At 36.4% G+C, this 19,613-nt stretch carries 21 protein-coding genes; 9 read left to right on the forward strand and 12 right to left on the reverse strand.

Annotation, left to right across the window (positions count from 1 at the left end):
* Positions 1-12: 12 nt before the first annotated feature.
* The 4 genes from ABFY81_RS00385 to ABFY81_RS00400 form a co-directional block, all read right to left on the reverse strand.
* Complete coding sequence (locus ABFY81_RS00385) at positions 13-1,731, reverse strand: fructose-specific PTS transporter subunit EIIC (RefSeq protein WP_347912751.1); 1,719 nt, start codon at positions 1,729-1,731, stop codon at positions 13-15.
* Positions 1,718-2,665 carry a 1-phosphofructokinase gene (pfkB, locus tag ABFY81_RS00390; protein ID WP_347912752.1) on the reverse strand — a complete coding sequence of 316 codons (948 nt, stop codon included), beginning with the start codon at positions 2,663-2,665 and terminating at the stop codon, positions 1,718-1,720. Before pfkB ends, ABFY81_RS00385 begins: the two co-directional genes overlap by 14 nt.
* Positions 2,666-2,679: 14 nt before the next feature.
* Complete coding sequence (gene ptsP / locus ABFY81_RS00395) at positions 2,680-5,541, reverse strand: phosphoenolpyruvate--protein phosphotransferase (protein WP_347912753.1); 2,862 nt, start codon at positions 5,539-5,541, stop codon at positions 2,680-2,682.
* A 223-nt stretch (positions 5,542-5,764) separates the two neighbouring features.
* Complete coding sequence (locus ABFY81_RS00400) at positions 5,765-6,625, reverse strand: alpha/beta fold hydrolase (RefSeq protein ID WP_347912754.1); 861 nt, start codon at positions 6,623-6,625, stop codon at positions 5,765-5,767.
* 137 nt (positions 6,626-6,762) lie between these two features.
* Between ABFY81_RS00400 and ABFY81_RS00405 the strand changes: the two genes are divergently transcribed.
* Entirely contained in the window at positions 6,763-7,218 is a 456-nt protein-coding gene (locus ABFY81_RS00405) for a hypothetical protein (protein ID WP_191109482.1), read from the forward strand.
* Positions 7,219-7,255: 37 nt separating this feature from the next.
* On the opposite strand, the gene ABFY81_RS00410 is transcribed toward ABFY81_RS00405, so the two are convergent.
* The 3 genes from ABFY81_RS00410 to brnQ form a co-directional block, all read right to left on the reverse strand.
* On the reverse strand, positions 7,256-7,501 hold the full coding sequence (locus tag ABFY81_RS00410; protein ID WP_004701257.1) for a hypothetical protein: 246 nt from the start codon (positions 7,499-7,501) through the stop codon (positions 7,256-7,258).
* A 258-nt stretch (positions 7,502-7,759) separates the two neighbouring features.
* Positions 7,760-8,179, reverse strand: coding sequence for a heme-binding protein (locus ABFY81_RS00415; protein ID WP_002050687.1), 420 nt, complete (start codon positions 8,177-8,179; stop codon positions 7,760-7,762).
* Between the two features lie 190 nt (positions 8,180-8,369).
* Positions 8,370-9,671 (reverse strand): branched-chain amino acid transport system II carrier protein, encoded by a 1,302-nt coding sequence (gene brnQ, locus ABFY81_RS00420; protein WP_019458757.1) that lies wholly within the window; start codon positions 9,669-9,671, stop codon positions 8,370-8,372.
* 352 nt (positions 9,672-10,023) lie between these two features.
* Here brnQ and map point away from each other — a divergent pair, with 352 nt between their 5' ends.
* Positions 10,024-10,818, forward strand: a complete 795-nt coding sequence (gene map / locus ABFY81_RS00425; RefSeq protein WP_004701262.1) for a type I methionyl aminopeptidase — start codon at positions 10,024-10,026, stop codon at positions 10,816-10,818.
* Positions 10,819-10,872: 54 nt separating this feature from the next.
* Here the strand turns inward: map and ABFY81_RS00430 are convergent, their stop codons facing one another.
* On the reverse strand, positions 10,873-11,775 hold the full coding sequence (locus ABFY81_RS00430) for a LysR family transcriptional regulator (protein WP_039250583.1): 903 nt from the start codon (positions 11,773-11,775) through the stop codon (positions 10,873-10,875).
* A gap of 242 nt (positions 11,776-12,017) precedes the next feature.
* Between ABFY81_RS00430 and ABFY81_RS00435 the strand changes: the two genes are divergently transcribed.
* Positions 12,018-12,341 (forward strand): hypothetical protein, encoded by a 324-nt coding sequence (locus ABFY81_RS00435; RefSeq protein ID WP_347912755.1) that lies wholly within the window; start codon positions 12,018-12,020, stop codon positions 12,339-12,341.
* 46 nt (positions 12,342-12,387) lie between these two features.
* Here the strand turns inward: ABFY81_RS00435 and grxD are convergent, their stop codons facing one another.
* Positions 12,388-12,729 carry a Grx4 family monothiol glutaredoxin gene (grxD, locus tag ABFY81_RS00440; RefSeq protein ID WP_002120913.1) on the reverse strand — a complete coding sequence of 114 codons (342 nt, stop codon included), beginning with the start codon at positions 12,727-12,729 and terminating at the stop codon, positions 12,388-12,390.
* Between the two features lie 227 nt (positions 12,730-12,956).
* Between grxD and ABFY81_RS00445 the strand changes: the two genes are divergently transcribed.
* Positions 12,957-14,165 carry an aspartate aminotransferase family protein gene (locus ABFY81_RS00445; RefSeq protein WP_347912756.1) on the forward strand — a complete coding sequence of 403 codons (1,209 nt, stop codon included), beginning with the start codon at positions 12,957-12,959 and terminating at the stop codon, positions 14,163-14,165.
* A gap of 52 nt (positions 14,166-14,217) precedes the next feature.
* Here ABFY81_RS00445 and ABFY81_RS00450 read toward each other — a convergent pair whose 3' ends face one another.
* The 3 genes from ABFY81_RS00450 to ABFY81_RS00460 all read right to left on the reverse strand — a co-directional run bounded on the left by ABFY81_RS00450 (position 14,218) and on the right by ABFY81_RS00460 (position 15,714).
* Positions 14,218-14,649: a CBS domain-containing protein gene (locus tag ABFY81_RS00450; protein ID WP_004701271.1), complete on the reverse strand. Its 432-nt coding sequence runs from the start codon at positions 14,647-14,649 to the stop codon at positions 14,218-14,220.
* A 136-nt stretch (positions 14,650-14,785) separates the two neighbouring features.
* Positions 14,786-15,160, reverse strand: a complete 375-nt coding sequence (locus ABFY81_RS00455; protein ID WP_004701273.1) for a DUF2750 domain-containing protein — start codon at positions 15,158-15,160, stop codon at positions 14,786-14,788.
* Between the two features lie 320 nt (positions 15,161-15,480).
* Entirely contained in the window at positions 15,481-15,714 is a 234-nt protein-coding gene (locus ABFY81_RS00460; protein ID WP_002121063.1) for a hypothetical protein, read from the reverse strand.
* A gap of 215 nt (positions 15,715-15,929) precedes the next feature.
* On the opposite strand from ABFY81_RS00460, the gene ABFY81_RS00465 reads away from it, so the two are divergent.
* The 5 genes from ABFY81_RS00465 to ABFY81_RS00485 all read left to right on the forward strand — a co-directional run bounded on the left by ABFY81_RS00465 (position 15,930) and on the right by ABFY81_RS00485 (position 19,608).
* Entirely contained in the window at positions 15,930-16,289 is a 360-nt protein-coding gene (locus ABFY81_RS00465) for a hypothetical protein (protein WP_004701275.1), read from the forward strand.
* Between the two features lie 100 nt (positions 16,290-16,389).
* Complete coding sequence (locus tag ABFY81_RS00470) at positions 16,390-16,716, forward strand: hypothetical protein (protein ID WP_004701277.1); 327 nt, start codon at positions 16,390-16,392, stop codon at positions 16,714-16,716.
* A 107-nt stretch (positions 16,717-16,823) separates the two neighbouring features.
* Positions 16,824-17,930, forward strand: coding sequence for a signal recognition particle-docking protein FtsY (gene ftsY, locus ABFY81_RS00475; RefSeq protein WP_019458763.1), 1,107 nt, complete (start codon positions 16,824-16,826; stop codon positions 17,928-17,930).
* Positions 17,931-18,117: 187 nt separating this feature from the next.
* A complete protein-coding gene (locus ABFY81_RS00480) occupies positions 18,118-18,714 on the forward strand; it encodes a nitroreductase family protein (RefSeq protein WP_004701282.1) in 597 nt (198 codons plus the stop codon).
* 222 nt (positions 18,715-18,936) lie between these two features.
* Entirely contained in the window at positions 18,937-19,608 is a 672-nt protein-coding gene (locus tag ABFY81_RS00485) for a DUF2057 family protein (protein WP_347912757.1), read from the forward strand.
* The last annotated feature ends 5 nt before the right edge of the window (positions 19,609-19,613 follow it).

A 19,613-nucleotide genomic window follows, 5' to 3' on the forward strand; every position in this document is an offset into this window, starting at 1 on the left:
CTTTCTATTAACTTATGAGTTTGTTAATAGTTTTTCTTCTTGGTTCCTTTTTAGGATGGCATAACTTACACCTGTTACGATGCTTCCGGCTGCAATTGCTGCTAGATATAACCAAGCATGATTAATTGCATTTGGAATTAGGAGTACAAATACACCGCCGTGTGGGGTAACGAGTTCACAGTGAAATAACGCAACCAGTGCTCCAGTTACTGCGCCACCTAAAATACAAGTTGGAATAACACGCATTGGGTCTTTTGCAGCAAATGGAATTGCACCTTCTGAAATAAAGCATAAACCAAGCACGAAAGCAGCTTTACCTGCATCTTTTTCACCAGTACTAAATTTATTTCTAGCGAGGAAGGTCGCAATTGCCATACCTATTGCAGGAACCATTCCGCCAGCCATAGTGGCTGCCATTGGCATATAGGTATTGGTTGTAAGTAAACCGACTGTAAAAGCGTAAGCGGCTTTGTTAATTGGGCCACCTAAATCAATACACATCATACTTGCCAGAATAATTCCCATTAATACGGCATTTGTTGTGCCCATGTTATTGAGGAAATCTTTCATTAACTCAAAAATATGTGCTACAGGTTGACCAACCACATAGAACATAATGAGACCAACAAATAACGTTCCTAATAATGGAATAATTAAAATAGGTTTAAGAGACTCTAAGCTAGTTGGTAGTTTAAGTTTTTTAGCAATAAATAATGCGATATAACCAGCAAGGAAGCCAGAAACAATTCCACCTAAAAAGCCCGCTTGTAGCTGTGCAGCTAATAATCCACCAATTAAGCCAGGGGCAAGACCAGGGCGGTCTGCTATGGAATATGCAATATAACCTGATAGCATCGGTACCATCAGCATAAATGCTGCTGCACCAATCTGTTTTAATATAGCTGGCAGGCTACCAGCTTGTTCTGCTGCATTCAGGCCAAAACATAAAGAAAGGGCAATTAATAGACCACCTGCAACAACCATAGGTAGCATATAAGAAACACCAGTTAATAAGTGTTTATATACTCCAACTTTTTCAGTTTTCTCTTTATTTTCCGTTGTAGCTTGTTGTTTACCTTGTTCTAAAACTTGTGCATTCGCAATTGCTTCGGCAAAGGCCTTATCGGTTTGTTTTAAGGCAAAGCCAGTACTGCATCGATAAACACGTTTACCTACAAAACGGTCTGTGTTGACTTCAATGTCAGTGGCAAGAATAACAATATCGGCGTCCGCAATCGCTTGTGCTGATAAAATATTCTTTGCACCCACAGAACCTTGAGTTTCTACATTGATTTGATAACCAAGTCTCTCTGCACCTTGCTGTAACGCTTCGGCCGCCATAAATGTATGGGCAACTCCAGTTGGGCAAGCAGTAATTGCAACAAAGTGAGTTGCTGCATTTGAAGTCTGCTTAGGTTTTTGATCCCATTCATTTGCTGGTTTCGAGTGTTCAAGCGCCGTTAAAAGTGCTTTATCAGCATCTTCTTTAATATCTTGAATAGACACTAAAGACAAAGCACTTTGACCAAAAATATTTAGGTTTTTAGGTTGTTGCCCAACAATAATCACATGATTAAAGTCATCACTTGATTCAAATTCATCGAGTGAAATAACGCTGTGTTTATAGCCATGTTGTGTTGCGACTAAAGCAAGTTTACGAGCTAAAATCAAAGCATTAACTTGCTGTTGCGGACTATTCGTGACAAATAATAAATGTTTAGCAGTTTGCATCAGATTCACTCAATGAATTGATAGTAGTTTGTGCTTTTAATTGGTCTAGAACTTCTGGACTAGGAATTCGAAAACCAATTTGTGTTACAGCATGGCTTGCAATTGCTGTCGCAGTTTTTAAAGTTTCTTCAGGGGAAAGTTGGCTTACAAGTCCATGAATCATACCTGCTAAGAGGGAATCACCAGCACCAACTGTACTTTTTACAATAACTTTTGGTGCTTGAGCATGTAGGGGGTGTAAGGCATGCAGCCAATTTACGCCACCTTCACCCATTGAAATAACCACATGCTCAATATTGGTTAAGCTGTCGAAAAGTTTTCTTTGTTCAGCATAGCTTGTTGCAGGACGTTGATAACTTTCTACGAGCTCATCAGTATTAGGCTTGATCATCCAAGGTTGACATGCAATTGCGGCAACCAAAGCTTTACCACTGGTATCTAATGCAACTTTTTTATTTTGTTTTTTGATTAGTTGAATAAGTTGTTGTAACTCATCAATACTAAAACCTTGGGGTAGGCTACCAGCTATTGCAACCACCTCAACTTGGGGTAATAGAGATTCAATCTTATTAAATAGGCTTTGTTTGTCTGTTTCAGAAACAAAGAAACCTTTCCCATTTAAATCGGTCATCTGCCCAGACTGCTCAGCAATTTTTATATTTTGACGTGTTTCGCCATCAATATAAATAAATTCTGATTGAAATTGAGCTTGGGCAAAATGTGTATCGAAAATTTGTCGATTATGTTCGCCTAAAAAACCAATTACGATTACATCGTGACCTAAGTCTTTTAATACTTGTGCAACATTAAGGCCTTTACCAGCCGCATGAATTTCTACCGACTCTTGTCGATTCACTTCACCTACCTGTAACTCATTTAGTTGGATGGTTACATCAATTGCAGGATTTAAAGTAACTGTTAAAATTTTAGCCATTACTATTCCCAATTTTATAAGTCTTGTTCAGAGAGCTGGCGTACAGCAGGAGCGCTATCACACAGTAAAGCTTGTTGCGCAAGTTTTTGAGCATGACTATAGCTCAGCGTACGAATTTGAGCTTTTACTAGTGGAATGCTATTTGGTGACATACTCAGTTCGTCCACGCCCAATCCCATGAGAATAGGTACAGCTTTCGGATCTGCTGCAAGCTCACCACAGATTCCGACCCATTTGCCGTGTTTGTGGGCAGCCTGAACAGTTTGATCAATCAAGTTCAGAATACTTGGGTGTAACCCATCTGCTTCAGCTGAGAGTATTGGATGGCCTCTGTCAATCGCTAAAGTATATTGAGTCAGGTCATTTGTACCGATACTGAAAAAGTCGACTTCTTGTGCAAGAATTGGTGCAAGCAAAGCGGCAGAAGGAACTTCAATCATAATGCCAACTTGTAAATTGTCACATGGATGTTGAGCTCTTACTTCATCAAGAATCGCTTTCGCAGCACGCCATTCTTCAACGCGCCCAATCATAGGGAACATAATTCGTAATGGACGATTATCCGATGCTTTTAATAAAGCAGTTAATTGCTGTCTTAAAAGCTCAGGGCGTCTTAAAGTTAAACGAATTCCTCTTAATCCTAAGAATGGGTTCTCTTCCTCAGCAATTGGCAGATAAGGTAAGGGCTTGTCACCACCTACATCTAATGTGCGTACTACAAGTGGGCGGCCAGCAAGTGCATCTAATACCACGCGGTAGTCAACTTCTTGAACAGTTTCATTAGGTGCACTGCTATGAGACATGAAAACCAGCTCTGTACGAAGTAGTCCAATCGCTTCTGCACCACATTCTACTGCTTGTGCTGTTGCTTGAACTTTACCTAAATTGGCAGCAATTTCGATTTGGTGTTGATCTAAAGTAATAGCAGGTTCTTGGCTATGACGTTCGGCTTCTTCACGAATTTGACGTTGTTGCTCACGCTCTTGCTTAGCTTGTTCGATTTGAACTGTATCTGGATTTAAAACAAAAGTTCCCGTGTCACCATTAATGAGTAGGGTACTTTTCTGATCAATTTCCAAGACTTGTTCACCAGCACCAACAATAGCTGGAATGCCTAAAGCACGTGCCACAATTGCACTATGAGCACTTGCACCACCTATAGCAGTTAAAATACCTGCAACGCGGTCTTTGTTAAGACGAGCCACATCGCTTGGCCCAACATCGTGCATAATTAAAATATACGGCTCTTTAGGCTCTTCAATAACCACTTCACCACATAGTTGTGTTAAAACACGGTCACCAATATCACGTAAGTCTGTTGCACGTTCAGCGAGTAAACGATCTGATAATGCTTCCTGCGCTTTAGCTGCAGCCTCAATGTGCTCATGCCAAGCAGCTGGCGCTGATAGATTGTGGTTAATTTTTTGATAGACACCATTAATCAAATCAGGGTCATCAAGTATTTCTAAATGAGCTTGAAAGATTTGCTTAATTTCAGAAACATCGGATTTGGCAATAACTTGATGGATATTGTTCTTTACTGCATGTAATGCAATATCTAAATTTTCTTTTTCAGCTTTTACGCTTAAACCCATACGTTCATATTGATAAACCTTTGGTTTAATCACATGTACTGGTCCAAAAGCCAAACCGCTCGATGCCGCGATTCCTGTGTTGTTGTTTCCTAGAATTTTTACGCTTGATGTAGATGGTTGTAAAGAAACCTGTTCGGATACTTGACTGGTTATTGCTATTGCTTCGACTTCTTCGCCTAAGCCTTGCTCTACTGCAAAAATCACTTTATCTAAGGCATCTACTGCATCGGTTTCTGGTTCTGCGATAAAACGTAGAGTTTGACCACGTTTACAACCTAAGGCTAAAAGACGAGTTAAACTTTTAGCGGAAACAAAGTTGCCATCATCTACAGCAACTTGAATGTCGCCTTGAAAAGTTTTGGTCAAATTGACTAAGTGCGTAGCTGGTCGAGCATGTAAGCCATGTGCATTTGCTAATACAACTGAACGTTGAGGCCAGTCTGGAATAACATCAGCCCCAATAATTTTAGCAATTTCGTTTGGAGTTTGGGTTTTATCTAACTCTGCAACTTGTTCTGGGTTAAATAAAATATCAATTAAACGATTAAATCTTGCATTATCGAGCTGATCATTCGCTGCTATACAAACTAATGTATTTAGCTTTTTCCCATTTAGTTCTAAAGCGTTTGATGGTTTAGTAATGCTAATAGCAGGTTGTTGAACAAATTGATTGCTAGAAATAGACCAAATTTGATCTTGTAATTGGATGGCTTGTTCTGGATTTAGTGAACTTAAGAAACCACATTTTACAAAATTATGTTTTTTTAGTGTCTGAGAAGCTGTCCAAAATAAGTCTTCGATATCTTGCGCATCAATTTCAGTTTGAATGAGATTTTCATGAAGAGCTAAAGATAGAGGCTGAGCTTGTAGTAATTCTATAATTTGTTCAGGTTTAGAAGCATTTTTTACTTGTTCACTCACATCATGCATTAATGCACGAGTAAGAATTTGCAAAACTTGCAAATGTTCATCAGATTTTGCTGCAATAACGACAGCTAAATAGATTTTATTTTCTCCATCCCAAATTACGCCTTCCGGAAAATGGGCTAAGCGAATACCTGTTTTTAAAATATATTCACGTGATTGGGGAGTGCCGTGTGGAATGGCAATACCTTGGCCTAAGTAAGTCGCGCTTTGTTGTTCACGATTGATGAGTCCTGTTATATATTCAGGTGTAACTAACCCATCATTTTCTAATATATCTACTAGACACTTTAATGCATGTGTTTTATCAACAGCACGTTGATTCATATGAATATGTTGAGGCTCTAGTGCTAGCATAATTATCCTTGAACAATTTCTTTGGCTTTAGCTAAAACAGAAAAAAAGAAGCTGTATGCATTAAACAAGTATATTTACTTATTTTTGACAACAGCTTCAGATGAATTACCTTAGCAGAACTTTAAATGCATATCGACGCATTTAAGTAAAAAGTAGTTCGTTTTTAATACAAAAAAACCTCTAAGTAGGATTACTGACTTAGAGGCGAAAATAAAACCAGTGATTAATGATTAATTTCTTGTTCTAAAATAGACCAAAGTTTTTGATGTGATTTTTTGAATAACAACATATGGCCAATTGATTTATATCCTAAATCTTTTGGATTAAGTTCAATCATTTTTTTATTTGCATTTGGATATAGACTTAATAATTCTTTTACATTGCAATTGGTTGAAATCTCATCGTCATCAGCCCAAATCGCAGTAATTGAACACTGAATTTCTGAATGAAAATCATGAAAAATAGTCTTGCCGATGGCATTTTTGACATATCCGGGATGGTTACAAAACTCTCGCCATTGTTGAGCAACTTTTTTAGGTAGGTTTTCTCCCATACCAATGAATTGAGTTGCGCCATATCCTTTAACGAGACTAGAAATAGGGAAGATAAGATTAAACATCACTGGCGCTAGAAACTTAGTTTTTCCTTTAAGACCTTTAATGTTTCCTGTTGAACATGCAACGGCTATAACTTTTGCGACTTTATTATAATTAGGCACGACTCCAAGTAATTGTCCGCCAGCACTGTGTCCAATAAGAATAACCTGATCTGCTCCAGTTTTAATTAATAGAGTATCAATGGCAGCTGGTATATCGAATATGCCCCAATCGGTAATGCTTGCACTACTTTGCTTTAAAGTACCATGTAATGATTCACCAATTCCTCGGAAGTCAAAACTCAATACATCGTGGCCTTGTTGGCTTAACCATGCCGCAAAGGAGTGATAAAAGTTTTTAGTAATACCCGTTGCTGGACAAATAAGAATAGGGTGGTCAGCTTTCTTTTCTTGAGCAGGATAAAATTGTGCTGCAAGTTGATAGCCATCTTTACAGGTAATCCAAAAAGATTCAAAAGTCTTATCCATATATTTAAAGCTAATTATTTAATCATTCATCTTAATGTACATGAGTTCTGAAAAGGTACTTGATTAAAATGTGACTATAAAGTCAAGATTTATGTTATACAGCTCTTCAAATTTTAATAAAACGAATAAAGGAAATGATGGAAATATCGAAAGCTGTACAGTTGGCTATTGTCTTTAGTGGTGTCTTTTTATGGATAGGAATGTTAACAGGAGTATGGAAATATTGGCAAATTCGCCGTTCTGAATTAAGCCGTGCACATTATTATGTAGACATTGCACATAGAAGTAGTTTGCTTTATGCAGCAGCTACACTCACTTTGGCTGCATTAAGCTATTTTACGGTTTTAAGTGAAGATATTGCTCTATGGTGTGTATTTGCAAATATACTATTTTTTAGTTTCTCAATTTTAGTTTATATCATTCATGGTTTTTTGCAGGATACGAGCAATCAGTTTAAACAACCACATAGGTTAGGCCATTTAAGTTTACCGACATGGTTGATGACTTTAATGATGATTGCTTTAATTATTACTGAGTTATTAGCCACTGCTATTTTACTAATGGGAACCATTCTATTATTTTTAGGTAAATAAAAAATGGATGATCGCTCATCCATTTTTTTAAATTCTATTATTTCTGTCGACTCATTCGTCTTTTAGCTAATTTTCGCATTTTGTGATCGACAAAGGCCCATACACAAAATACAAAAGAAACAACCATGGCGTATACAAAGTACTCGGGTTTCAGATTCCCTTTAATCATACCTTGAAACAGTAAAGTGAGCATAAGAGCAAGCGTGGTTACCCCATACACAACTGAATCTTTACTGTTCAGAGTGTTAATGAAGACTTGTTTGTTGAAATGTAATGATAACATCTCCATCCCTCCTTGTGGTTGCGCTAAAACCAAATGTTTTAGTCAAGAATAAGTTTAATGTTGTACTTGTATTTTTAGCTTAATTCAATAGTCAATTGAAAAATTTTTGAACAGTTTTATGAAAACCTCTATATTTATAAATAGTTAAGGTATAAGAAAGGTAAATATTAAATATTTTTGTATAAAATACTTAATATTTTAGAAAAGAGAAATTTTTAGGTGAAAAGTATAATAATTTCTCTTTTCTTACAATTTACTTTAGTTGCTTTGTTTCTTTAAAAACACATCAATGGCATGTTGTGCAATTTCAGCATCTTCAAAAGATTGGACACCAGAAACACCAATTGCGCCTAAAATCTGGCCTTCATAAATAATCGCTTTTCCGCCTTCTAGCATACCTTTAGCACTTGGCAGACTTAAGAAACCAAGACGGCCATTTTGAAGAAGTTCTTCGTAAAATTTTGAAGGGCGGCCGCTCATTGATGAGCATTTAGCTTTTTCTAGACAGATATGTGTACTGAGAGGAGAAGCGCCATCTAGACGTTTCATAAGTAATAAAGAACTTGTTTCATCAACAATAGCGATACTAACTTTAAAGTTATGTTCTATTGCATATTTTTGAGCTTCTTCCATTAAAAACTCTGCATCTGCTAATGTTAGATAATATTTACTTTTCATTTATGCTCTTCTTTCCTGAGTAAGCTAAAAATTATTTTAGTGTAATATTACAGTAAAAATTAATTATATCTATAGTTGAATTGTCATGAAATACTGGTGTTTGAAATAAAATGCTGGTTGGGTAAACGCAGCATTTTATTCGATATATAAAATCATGTTTGGGTAAAACTCGATTTCAAAAAACACCAGATTAAATGTTTTTGTGTTTAACTTTGTCGATAAGGGTTGTTACTGCAAGAACAATTAAAGATGGGATCAGCCATGCTAGGTTTTGTTCATTTAATGGTAAATGCTGAAGGAATGTAGGAAGATTATCTCCAAAACCTGCAACTTTAAGTCCATCGATGATTCCGAAAATGAAAGCAATACTTGTTACCGAACCAACAATAAAAGACGGCTTATGCCAAAATTTCCAGAAGAAGCTAAGCATAATCACCACAATAGCAGGTGGATAAATTGCACTTAAAACTGGAACAGATACGGCAATCAGTTTGGTCAATCCAAGATTAGAAATAATGAAAGAGAAACCAACTAGAATGAAAACTAAAAGCTTATAAGGTAACTTGGTCAATTGGGCAAAATATTCACCACATGCACAAGTTAAACCAATTGCAGTCACCATGCAGGCTAAGAAAATGAGGCCAGTTAGGAATAATGAACCCATATTACCAAAAGCATGTTGAACATAGGCATGTAAGATTACAGCACCATTTGCTGCATTTGGTGCAACTTCGTGGCTACCCAAACCTAATTTAAATAAGCTTAAGTAAACTAAAGTAAGACCAACACCTGAAATAAGGCTAGCAATAATGGCATACTTGGTTACTAGTTTGTTATCGGTAACGCCGCGCGAGTAAATTGCTTGAATAATTACAATACCAAATACTAAAGCGCCTAAAGTATCCATCGTCAAATAACCATTTACGAAACCTTCTGAAACAGGAGAGTTCACGTAATGATTGATTGGAGCAGGAACATAGCCCGAAGGAATCATAACCGCTGCAATTCCTAAAATTGCGAGAGCAATAATTTTTAGGGGAGCGAGTACATGTCCAACAGTATCTAAAAGCTTGTTTGGATATAACGAAACTACAGTTACAAAGGAAAAATAGATTGCGCTATAGATTAAAAGGCTACTACTTGATGTTCCAAAATATGATGAAAAACCGATTTCATATGAAACAGTTGCAGTACGTGGAGTAGCAAATAAAGGACCTACTGATAAATAACAAACAACAGTTAAAATCAGACTTGCTATTCGGCCTAAAGGAGAACTAATAATTTCAATGGAACCCTGCATGCGAGAGAGTGCCATAATCGTAATGACAGGTAGGCCAACTGCAGTAATCAAAAATCCTATGGCTGCCAACCATACATGATCACCTGCTTGTTGAGCGACAATGGGAGGAAAGATAATATTGCCAGCTCCAATAAAGAGCGCAAAGGTCATAAAACCTAAAGCAATAATATCTCCAGTACGAAGTTGTTGCATAAATCAAATTTAACAAAAAAGAAAGAATTTTAGAGCAAACGAGAGCATGATCAAGCGCTATTTTATGTGAAAAAGCTTTTTTTCCGACCTTATAAATCATTCAGAGATATGAAAAATATCAAGTGGTTAAGTTATCTAGTTGAAAAACCTTTGAAAGAAATAAAGAAAAGATTTTTTATATCTGACTTTTTAAGAAAATTATGTAAAAATAAAAATATCAATTTCTATTATGAATGTTGAATATTTGGGCATTTACAGCTTCCTGCCTACTCTACATCCGTTCTAAAATATTCGAAATTAACTTACATTTTTGTAGACATGGTAAAAGCAATGTCTACGAGGATAAAATTGAATGAGAGCTTCTACTGTTACAATTAAAACTGAACAAGACCTGGAAAAATTGCGGATTTCTGGCCGTTTGGCTGCACAAGTTTTAGAAATGATAGGTGAGTATATTAAACCCGGTGTAACAACCGAATATTTAGATAATATTTGTAATGATTACATCGTAAATACCTTAAAAGTGATTCCTGCCAATGTGGGTTACCACGGTTTCACAAAAACAATATGTACCTCAGTTAACGAAGTGGTTTGTCATGGTATTCCTTCACCAAATAAAATTTTAAAAGATGGTGACATTATTAATATTGATGTAGCAATTATTAAAGATGGCTACTTTGGTGATACAAGCCGTATGTACTATGTGGGGAATGTCAATCCACATGCCAAAAAACTAGTTGAAACAACTTATGAGGCAATGGTTGCTGGTATTCACACAGTTAAACCTGGGGCAACTTTAGGTGATATTGGTTACGCTATTCAATCCGTTGCTCATCGTGAAGGGTATAGCATTGTTCGTGAATATTGTGGGCATGGCATTGGTAAAGTCTATCATGAGCAGCCTAATATTCTGCATTATGGGCAACGTGGACAAGGATTAGTTTTGAAGAAAGGTATGGTCTTTACGATTGAACCTATGGTGAATGCAGGGAAACCTCAAGTTAAAGAATTAAACGATGGTTGGACGGTTATTACTCAAGATCTTTCTTTATCTGCCCAATGGGAACATATGGTCGCTGTTACAGATACAGGTTTTGAATTGTTGACACCATGGCCAGAAGGTGTGGGAAGCTATCCGAAAATTTAATCGCTAAAAGTATAAAAAGTTCGATGTCTCATCGAACTTTTTTATTTTTTAATATTATGAATGCTCGGAAAGATGCTCTACCAAATAGTCAATGAATACGCGTACCGCTGGAAGCAATCCTCTACGAGACGGATAAACTGCATGAAATATACCATGAGCCGCTTTCCAGTCTGGCAAAATTTGTACAAGCTGACCGGATTTCACAAAATCTTCAGCAGCTGTTTCTGGTAATAAGGCAATACCGCAATTTTGACTTGCAAGTTGGGCAAGCATATAAAGGTTGGTTCCCATCACAGTTGGACTGACTTTGACTTTTTTCAATTGGTTGTCTGGTCCATGTAAAGTGAATTGTTGGTCTAAATGCTCTTCAGATAGACTTAAAATACGATGCTCACTCAGTTGTTCTGGCGTCTTGATATTGCCAAATTCATTTAAATAAGCCTGACTTGCAAATAGACTTTGCTCTATAAGTGAAAATTGTCTTAATACTAAGCTTGGATCATCATCTAATTTAGATCTGACACGTAAAGCAACATCAATACCTTCATTAATAACATCAACACGGCGGTTACTTACGATAAGTTGTAAGCGTATTTCAGGATATTTTTTTAAAAAGGCTGGCAAAATTTTAGGTAGTTGGTTTTGGGCAATATCTACAGGAACACTTACTTTGACCACACCTCTAGGTTGAATACTTAAGTGGTCGACTAGATCATGAGCAGCTTGAGCAGCATTCATCATGACTTGAGCATGTCTATAGATATCCATCCCGATATCGGTAACAGCGAAATGGCGTGAGCTGCGTTGTATTAAACGGACTCCTAAATTTTCTTCTAAATTATAAACACGACGACTTAATTTTGATTTTGGGATGTCAGTAACACGTTCAGCGGCGCTAAATCCACCATGCTCAACAACAAGGGCAAAACAATAAAAATCATCAAGATCGGTGAGCATTAAAATATCCTATTTATGCAACACTAAAGATTTTACATTATTATTTTTGCAACGATAAAGTTTGATTTTAATTTTTTGTAAAAAGCATATAAAAAGGACTCGAAAAGCAAATTTAGATGGTTTGAAATGCAAATGTAATGACGTTGAAATTGTTTTGTATGCCGTTTTTCGAATTAAAAATCAAATATGGTGTTTATACGTTATTTTTCATAAAATATATTTTTATCAAATTTTTTTTAAGTATGTCTTACCAGTTAGTTGAATTAAAAGATGCAACTGCAAATATTCTTTGCCCGATTTGTAAGCTTGCAGTTATTGATTGGTCACAAGAGCAATACGTTCAACCTTGTGAACATACATTGTTTATTGCAATGGATTTAGGCTTTGAATTTGTGGCTGACCGTTTTGAAGAATCTATGACTCAAAATGTAGATGAGTTACATGAAGATCCAAATATGAATGTTTTTGAAGCGATAACGAGCACATCATATAAAAATTTGACTATTTTTAAATCAGATCTTGGTGTTGATGGTTTGTTCCGTTATGTCGGCATAAGTGATTGTTAATTTGATGAGTATAAAAAAGCCAATCTTTCGATTGGCTTTTTTATTATTAAGCTTCTGGAGCTGCGCTATATTGTTCAACTAATGGTTTTAATTCGCCATTTTGGAACATTTCAAGCATGATATCGCTACCACCGATAAGTTCGCCATTTACCCATAGCTGTGGGAAAGTAGGCCAGTTTGCAATTTTTGGTAAAGTTGCACGAATATCAGGGTTTTCTAAGATGTTCACATATGCGAATGGACGACCAATTTGACTGAGCGCCTCTACTGCACGTGCAGAGAAACCACATTGTGGAAACTGTGGAGTGCCTTTCATGTAAAGTAAAACGGGATGCTTCGCAATTTGATCGCGAATTAACGCTTCAGTATCACGTGCTTGTTCAGTCATATGTAGATCCTCAACTAATCTTGCAGCATTATAGGGGGTGTTCACATTGGTTTGCAAACCACCTTACTGTCTAAAGTTGCATAGAATATTCAATATTTTATTGTATAAACCGAAGTGATAGTAAAAAGCAGACGAAATTTTAGATAAATGAGTGATGAGCCTTTTCATCAGCGCAAGTTTTTGTTTATATAAACCCTTCTTAAAACCTCATACAGACAGAGTTCGTGATGACTGATATTACCCTAGCTCCAGTACAACCTGATCAACCAACACACTTAATGGCTACTTATGGTCGCCAAGCGATCAGTTTTGTCCGAGGCCGAGGGGCATATCTATACACACAAGATGGTACAGAATATTTAGATGCATTAACGGGTATTGCTGTCTGTGGTTTAGGACATGCTCATCCTGCTATTGCTGAAGCAATTGCTGACCAAGCAGCAACACTCGTACATACCAGTAATTTATTTGAAATTCCTTGGCAAACTGCTGCTGCTCAGAAGCTTGCTGAAGTTTCTGGTATGGAAGAAATCTTCTTTTCAAATAGTGGTGCCGAGTCAAATGAAGGTGCAATCAAAATTGCTCGTAAATTTGGTACTCAACAAGGTATAAGTCTGCCAAAGATTATTGTAGCTGAACAATCATTTCACGGTCGTACTTTGGCGACACTTTCTGCAACTGGTAACAAGAAAGTACAAGAGGGTTTTGCTCCTTTGGTAGAAGGCTTTATTCGAGTGCCATTTGGTGATATTGAAGCGATTCAAGAAGCAGCCTTACAACATCCCGATATCGTTGCTATTTTGATTGAACCGATTCAGGGTGAAGGTGGCATTAATATCGCGCCACAAGGGTTTAGCTATTTAGAAGAAGTTCGCCATCTTTGCAATCAGCATAACTGGTTGATGATGTTAGATGAAATTCAAACTGGTAATGGTCGTACTGGTAAATACTTTGCATATCAACATACCAATATTATTCCAGATGTTTTAACCACTGCTAAGGGATTAGGGAATGGTTTTCCTGTGGGTGCTGTAATGACCCAGGGTAAAGCTGTAGGGTTATTAGGGCCTGGCAGCCATGGGTCGACTTATGGTGGTACGGTATTGGGTTCTCGTGTGGTTTATACGGTAATTGATACGATCCAGAAGGAAAATGCAGTAGAGAATGCAGCAGTCGTGGGTAACTATATTGTTGATCAATTACGTGCTCAACTAGCAGATAATGGCGTACAAGTGCGTGGTTTTGGTATGATGATTGGTATTCAATTACCTAAAGATTGTGCTGAACTCGTTGCGATTGCTCGTGATGAATACAAGCTTATTATTAATGTAACAGCAGGTTCTGTAGTTCGTTTATTACCTCCAATTAATATGACTCAAGCTCAAGCTGATATTTTGTTAGAACGTTTAGTTGCTTTAATTACCAATTATCTTTAAGTTTTAAAGGCAATAAAAATGGGCGATTAACGCCCATTTTTATTTTGTACGTTTAGCCAGAAATATATTGCTTTAATTGTTCAATTAAAACTTTTTGGTCTTCCATTGCTGCTTTAACTAAGTCACCGATTGAAATAAAACCAACTAGTTTTCCATTTTCTAATACAGGTAAATGACGTAAATGACGATCGGTCATGAGCTGTAAACATTCTTCAACTGTATTGTTTAGGCCTACAGTGATTACTTTTGCTGTCATAATTTCAGCAACTGTTGTGCTATAAGATGAGCGTTCCATTAGAGTTACTTTTCGAGTGTAATCACGCTCAGATAGTATTCCGACTACTGTTTCACCCTCTGCTACGACTAAAGCTCCAATTCCTTTTTCAGCCATAATCGTAATTGCTTCAAGGACAGTTGCTTCGGGTGAGATTGTGAAAATAGCTTGTTGTGATTTGTTCTTAATTACTTGTGCAACGATAGTCATTTCTTCTGTCCTGTTGTTTTATCATTTTGATTTAAATTAGCCTGATTTTAGAAAATTGCAAAGACTCCATAGTCACTCAAATACAAGTTTTATGCTCAAGCGTTCAAAAAGCACTCTATATTTGGTGGCTTAAAAATTAAGCTACCTGCCATTTAGGATGATTAAAAAAGAAATGATGCATTTGCTGAGTAGATAGCTTTAACTTGCGGTGAGATGAATTAAATAAAGCAGGGGTAACTTTTAACCGTGTTAAGGTTGGTAGTAGAGATTCATGGAAGTCTTTTGGAGTGATTTTTCTAGGTTTGTAATTAGGCCAGTGAGTTTTAGCATATCGATGCGCCTGAACTCCATTTAACCAAAACGGGAAAATGAAATCTTCCTGATCCGATTTAATGGCCCATCCTTCATCAAATAGTCCCCAAAGAACCCCGCAGTACATCATGGTTCTTAAAATATAAATCTTGATCATCAAGTCTTTAGAAACCGGTTGTAGATTACTTAAATTATTCATTTTTCAATTTAAAGGTTTTTAACTTATCTAGCTTATTATAAGAGAATCACATGACATTTCAGTTTAAACAGGTGTCAAAACGTAAACAAATATTGATGACTAGAAATATCAATGATAAATACCAAATGAAAATATTGTTTTCGTAGTTATTGAAGAAGCTTATTAGGCTTATTATTCATTAAGTTTTTACGGGTATAAAAACGCCCCCTGAGCAAGATAAAGCGACTAAAGCTTTGGTGAAGCGCAAGAAAAATAGCAATTTAGTTTGTCTATATTGAATTTTTATAGGCATAAAAAAACGCCACCTAAGTGACGTTTCTTTATGCTTGCATGGTGGCCAGTTTCTGCCAATATTGTGCTTTCAGGGAGTCACGTTCAACACGGAAACCTTGATAGTATAATTCTGCTAAGAATAGTGCAGCTTTACCGTGACCAGCACGAGCAACTTCTTCTAACTGTGCAACTGCATCTTGGAAATTCATTTGAGAGTGAATTGTGTTAACTGCAGTTGCGTATACATGTTCTAAATCATGATGAGAGATACGTTGAATCATATAAAACTCCTTATTGTAATTATGATTACTTTTTCTAAAGGTCGCTGCCTTTAATCTAATTTAACTTAGAATTGTTAAACTAATATTACAGATTAATTGATTTGTCAACTATTGATCAGCTTTCTTTATTTCACTATTAGGATACATGATTAAACATTATTCGCAAATAATTTTGAGTAAAATCAATATGAGAATAAAAGACAAGGAGAATAACTATGACAAATACAATCGATGGCTTTGTTTTTGATACTCCTCCTAAAGAGGACCAAATAATAGAGCTTGCTCATTATCATCGTAAATTATTAGACGAAGCAATTTTTCATCAAGAAATACATTTAGGTGATTATTGTTTGGCACAAAGAAAACGCGTTTTTGATTACGCTAGCCAATTAGATCCTAGTCAAAAAGCTCAGTTCTATAATATATATGATGGTGAGCTTAGAAAAATTGCAGATGAAGATGAATTGCACCCAGCAGATGCAGAAGAAGGTTTGAGCATTTTTGCTATGTTCCTTGTTTTAGTGATTATTGCTGCAATTTTATACTTCTCTGTAATTCGATCTCTCATCAGCTAAAGTTTGCGATCCAGTAAGGATAAAGAATATTAGCCTTACTGGATTTTGATCTTGTGCTGAAGTGCATTGAACCCTACACTACATAAATTAGAGGTAGGTCATGCTCACATTCAAACAAAATTTTCTTAAATTAAAGTCTGAGTTAAAGGCAGAGCAATGTTTTAATCTAGTTGTGATTATTATTATTGCCTGTATTTTTGTACTTTCTTATTTAGCATTACTTCGTCCTGTCAATTCAGAGCAATACCAAAGAATTGTACAACTTTCTCGACAGGCGACTTATCCTAGAACTCAGGATATGGCTGAGTTGATTATGACGCAATCTGAGATTCATCGAGCAGAGTATCTGAAATTAATGCATGCGTATCAATTTGAACACAATCATATCAAAGAATATCCAGCATTAGCGCAAGAAGATACTCAATAAGTATTGTCTTTATTTCAACAAGGTTTTGCTCGCTATTGGAGCAGGCAAAAACTTGAATTTATGCTAAACTTTCCGTTTTTTAACACGCTGCTTTTCAAGGAATCGGCATGCAACAACAATCGAATATGCAAAATAAATTCTTGATAGATGCTGAGATCGGGGATGACGATGTCACATTGCCTAATTTACCTGCTATCGATGTTCCTATCGTTGAATCACCTGTTAAGCAAGAAGTAAAAGTTGAAGAAGCTGTTGAAACTGCACCTTCTTTAGAGTCAGAAAAGCCAAAATCTGGTTTCTTTGGACGAATGAAAGATGGTTTGACTAAAACCCGTCGTAATTTCACTGATGGTATGGTCAACATCTTAATTGGTGGTAAAGAAATTGATGATGAGTTGCTTGAAGAAGTAGAAGAGCAGTTATTAGTTGCTGATATTGGTGTTGAAGCAACCAAAACAATTATTACCAACTTGACTGAACGTACCGCTCGTGGCGATTTGATTTATTCACATTCGCTTTATAAAGCTTTACAAGAAGAGTTGGTTGCTTTGCTTGCGCCTCGTGTTAAGCCTTTACATATTGACCCAAATAAATCGCCATATGTGATTTTAATGGTTGGTGTGAATGGTGTAGGTAAAACAACGACAATTGGTAAACTTGCTAAGCGTTTACAAGGCGAAGGTAAAAAAGTAATGCTAGCTGCAGGTGATACATTCCGAGCAGCTGCTACTGAACAATTGCAAATTTGGGGTGAGCGTAACGATATTTCTGTTGTTGCTCAAGGCCACGGTGCAGACAGTGCTTCGGTTATTTTTGATGCTTTTGAAAGTGCGCGAGCAAAAGGTATTGATGTACTAATTGCTGATACCGCAGGTCGTTTACATAACAAAAGCAACTTGATGGAAGAACTTAAGAAAGTTAAGCGTGTTATGCAAAAAATTGATGCGACCGCACCGCATGAAATTATGTTAGTAGTGGATGCTGGTACAGGGCAAAATGCAATTAACCAAGTACAAGAATTTGACCAAGCAGTGGGATTAACTGGTATTACTATTACTAAGTTAGATGGTACTGCTAAAGGTGGTGTACTGTTCAATATTGCAAGCCGTACTCATGTGCCAATTCGTTTCATTGGTGTTGGTGAAAAAATTGATGATTTAAGACCGTTCTCGGCGAAATCATTTGTAGCAGCATTATTTGAAACAGAAAAATAATGTCTAGTTAAGTTGATAAGACCTCACGAAATAGTGAGGTTTTTTTATATTAATATCTTTTTTTATTGTTGCGAAAATAAAACGAACTGTCATATTTTTAATGCTGATTATAAGAAATGAGTTTCATAGACTATATTCATTCCCAAACAACGGCCAATGGTCAATCAAATAGGTAGGAAATAACAAAATGTCTACTTTCTTAGATAAAATTAAAAACCGTCGTACTATTTATGCAATTGGTAAAAATGTTGCATTAGATCGCACTAAAATTGAAGAAACAATTCGTGAAGCGGTTAAACATAGTCCATCATCATTCAACTCGCAATCTTCACGTGTAGTGACACTTTATGGTGAATCACATGCTAAATTTTGGAATTTAGTTCGTGAAGCATTACGTAAAATTGTTCCTGCAGATTCGTTTGCTGGTACAAATGCAAAAATTGATAGTTTTGTTGCTGGTGTTGGTACAGTATTATTTTATGAAGATCAAGCTGTTATTAAAAGCTTACAAGAGCAATTTGAATTATATGCAGACAACTTCCCAGTTTGGTCTGAACATTCAACTGCAATTGCTCAGTTCGCAACTTGGACAGCACTTTCAGAGCTAGGCTTAGGTGCTTCTTTGCAGCACTATAACCCAATTGTTGACGCAGATGCTGCTGCTGCATTTGATGTACCTGCAAATTGGAAATTACGTGCTCAACTAGTATTTGGTTCTGTTGAAGCTCCTGCTGGTGAGAAAGCATTTATTAGCGATGAAGATCGTTTTAAAACATTCAACTAAGTTTAGTTGATGAAAAGAGCACCTTGTAGGTGCTCTTTTTTTATGCTTGAAAAATGGGTTGTAACTTTTTTTTAAAATAGATAATGACTAAAATTCAATAATATATTTTAAAAAAAATAAGGCTAAGTTTGTATAAATAAAGCTTGTCATAAAATGGTCATAATCATGTTGCATATTGCTCATGTTTTTACAAACTATTAAATATTATAGAGACGTGAACAGATGACTTTAAGATTAAGTGTTACTGCGATTGGTTTATTACTCAGCGGTTCAGTATTTTCAGCAGTTACAATTACAGCACCAGAGGAAATTGTAATCCTTGCGGTGAATGGTCAAGAAGTCAACTCTGGATTATTTCGTTCTTCTAAAAATAGTTACAAAGTCGATGCCGGCGAAACAAACTTAAGTGTACGTTATCAAGAATATTTTGAACATTTAAATGGTGAGCACGATATCGTTAAGTCGGGCGTGGTTACAATTCAAACACCAACATTAAAAGACGGCCAAACTTATAAGCTGGCGATGGTTGATGTGCCAAAAAAATATGAGCAAGCAAAGAAATATGCTGAGCAACCAACAGTGGCTTTATATAATTCAAATAATGAACTAGTTGTTCAGCAAACTGGTGCAAACAACGAAGCAAAACCTTGGTTTGCAACTGGGTTGTTGGGTAAGGTAGCAGACTTTACAACAAAACCTTCTAAACCTCAGCCTCAAGCTGTTTATGCTGCTGCCAAGCCATCTACTTCTCAAGTTACTACATCTGTTGCTGCAACGGTTCCTTCGACAGGTGCTGCGCAAAGTAATGATCAACGGTTGGTTGAAGTGTGGCAGAAATCTTCTAAAGCTGAGCGTCAAAAATTTATGGCTTGGTTGGCAGAGCAATCAAATTAAATTAT

It is taken from the genome of Acinetobacter sp. WA-87 (assembly GCF_039938935.1).
In the GTDB taxonomy this organism is placed as follows: Bacteria; Pseudomonadota; Gammaproteobacteria; order Pseudomonadales; family Moraxellaceae; genus Acinetobacter; species Acinetobacter seifertii.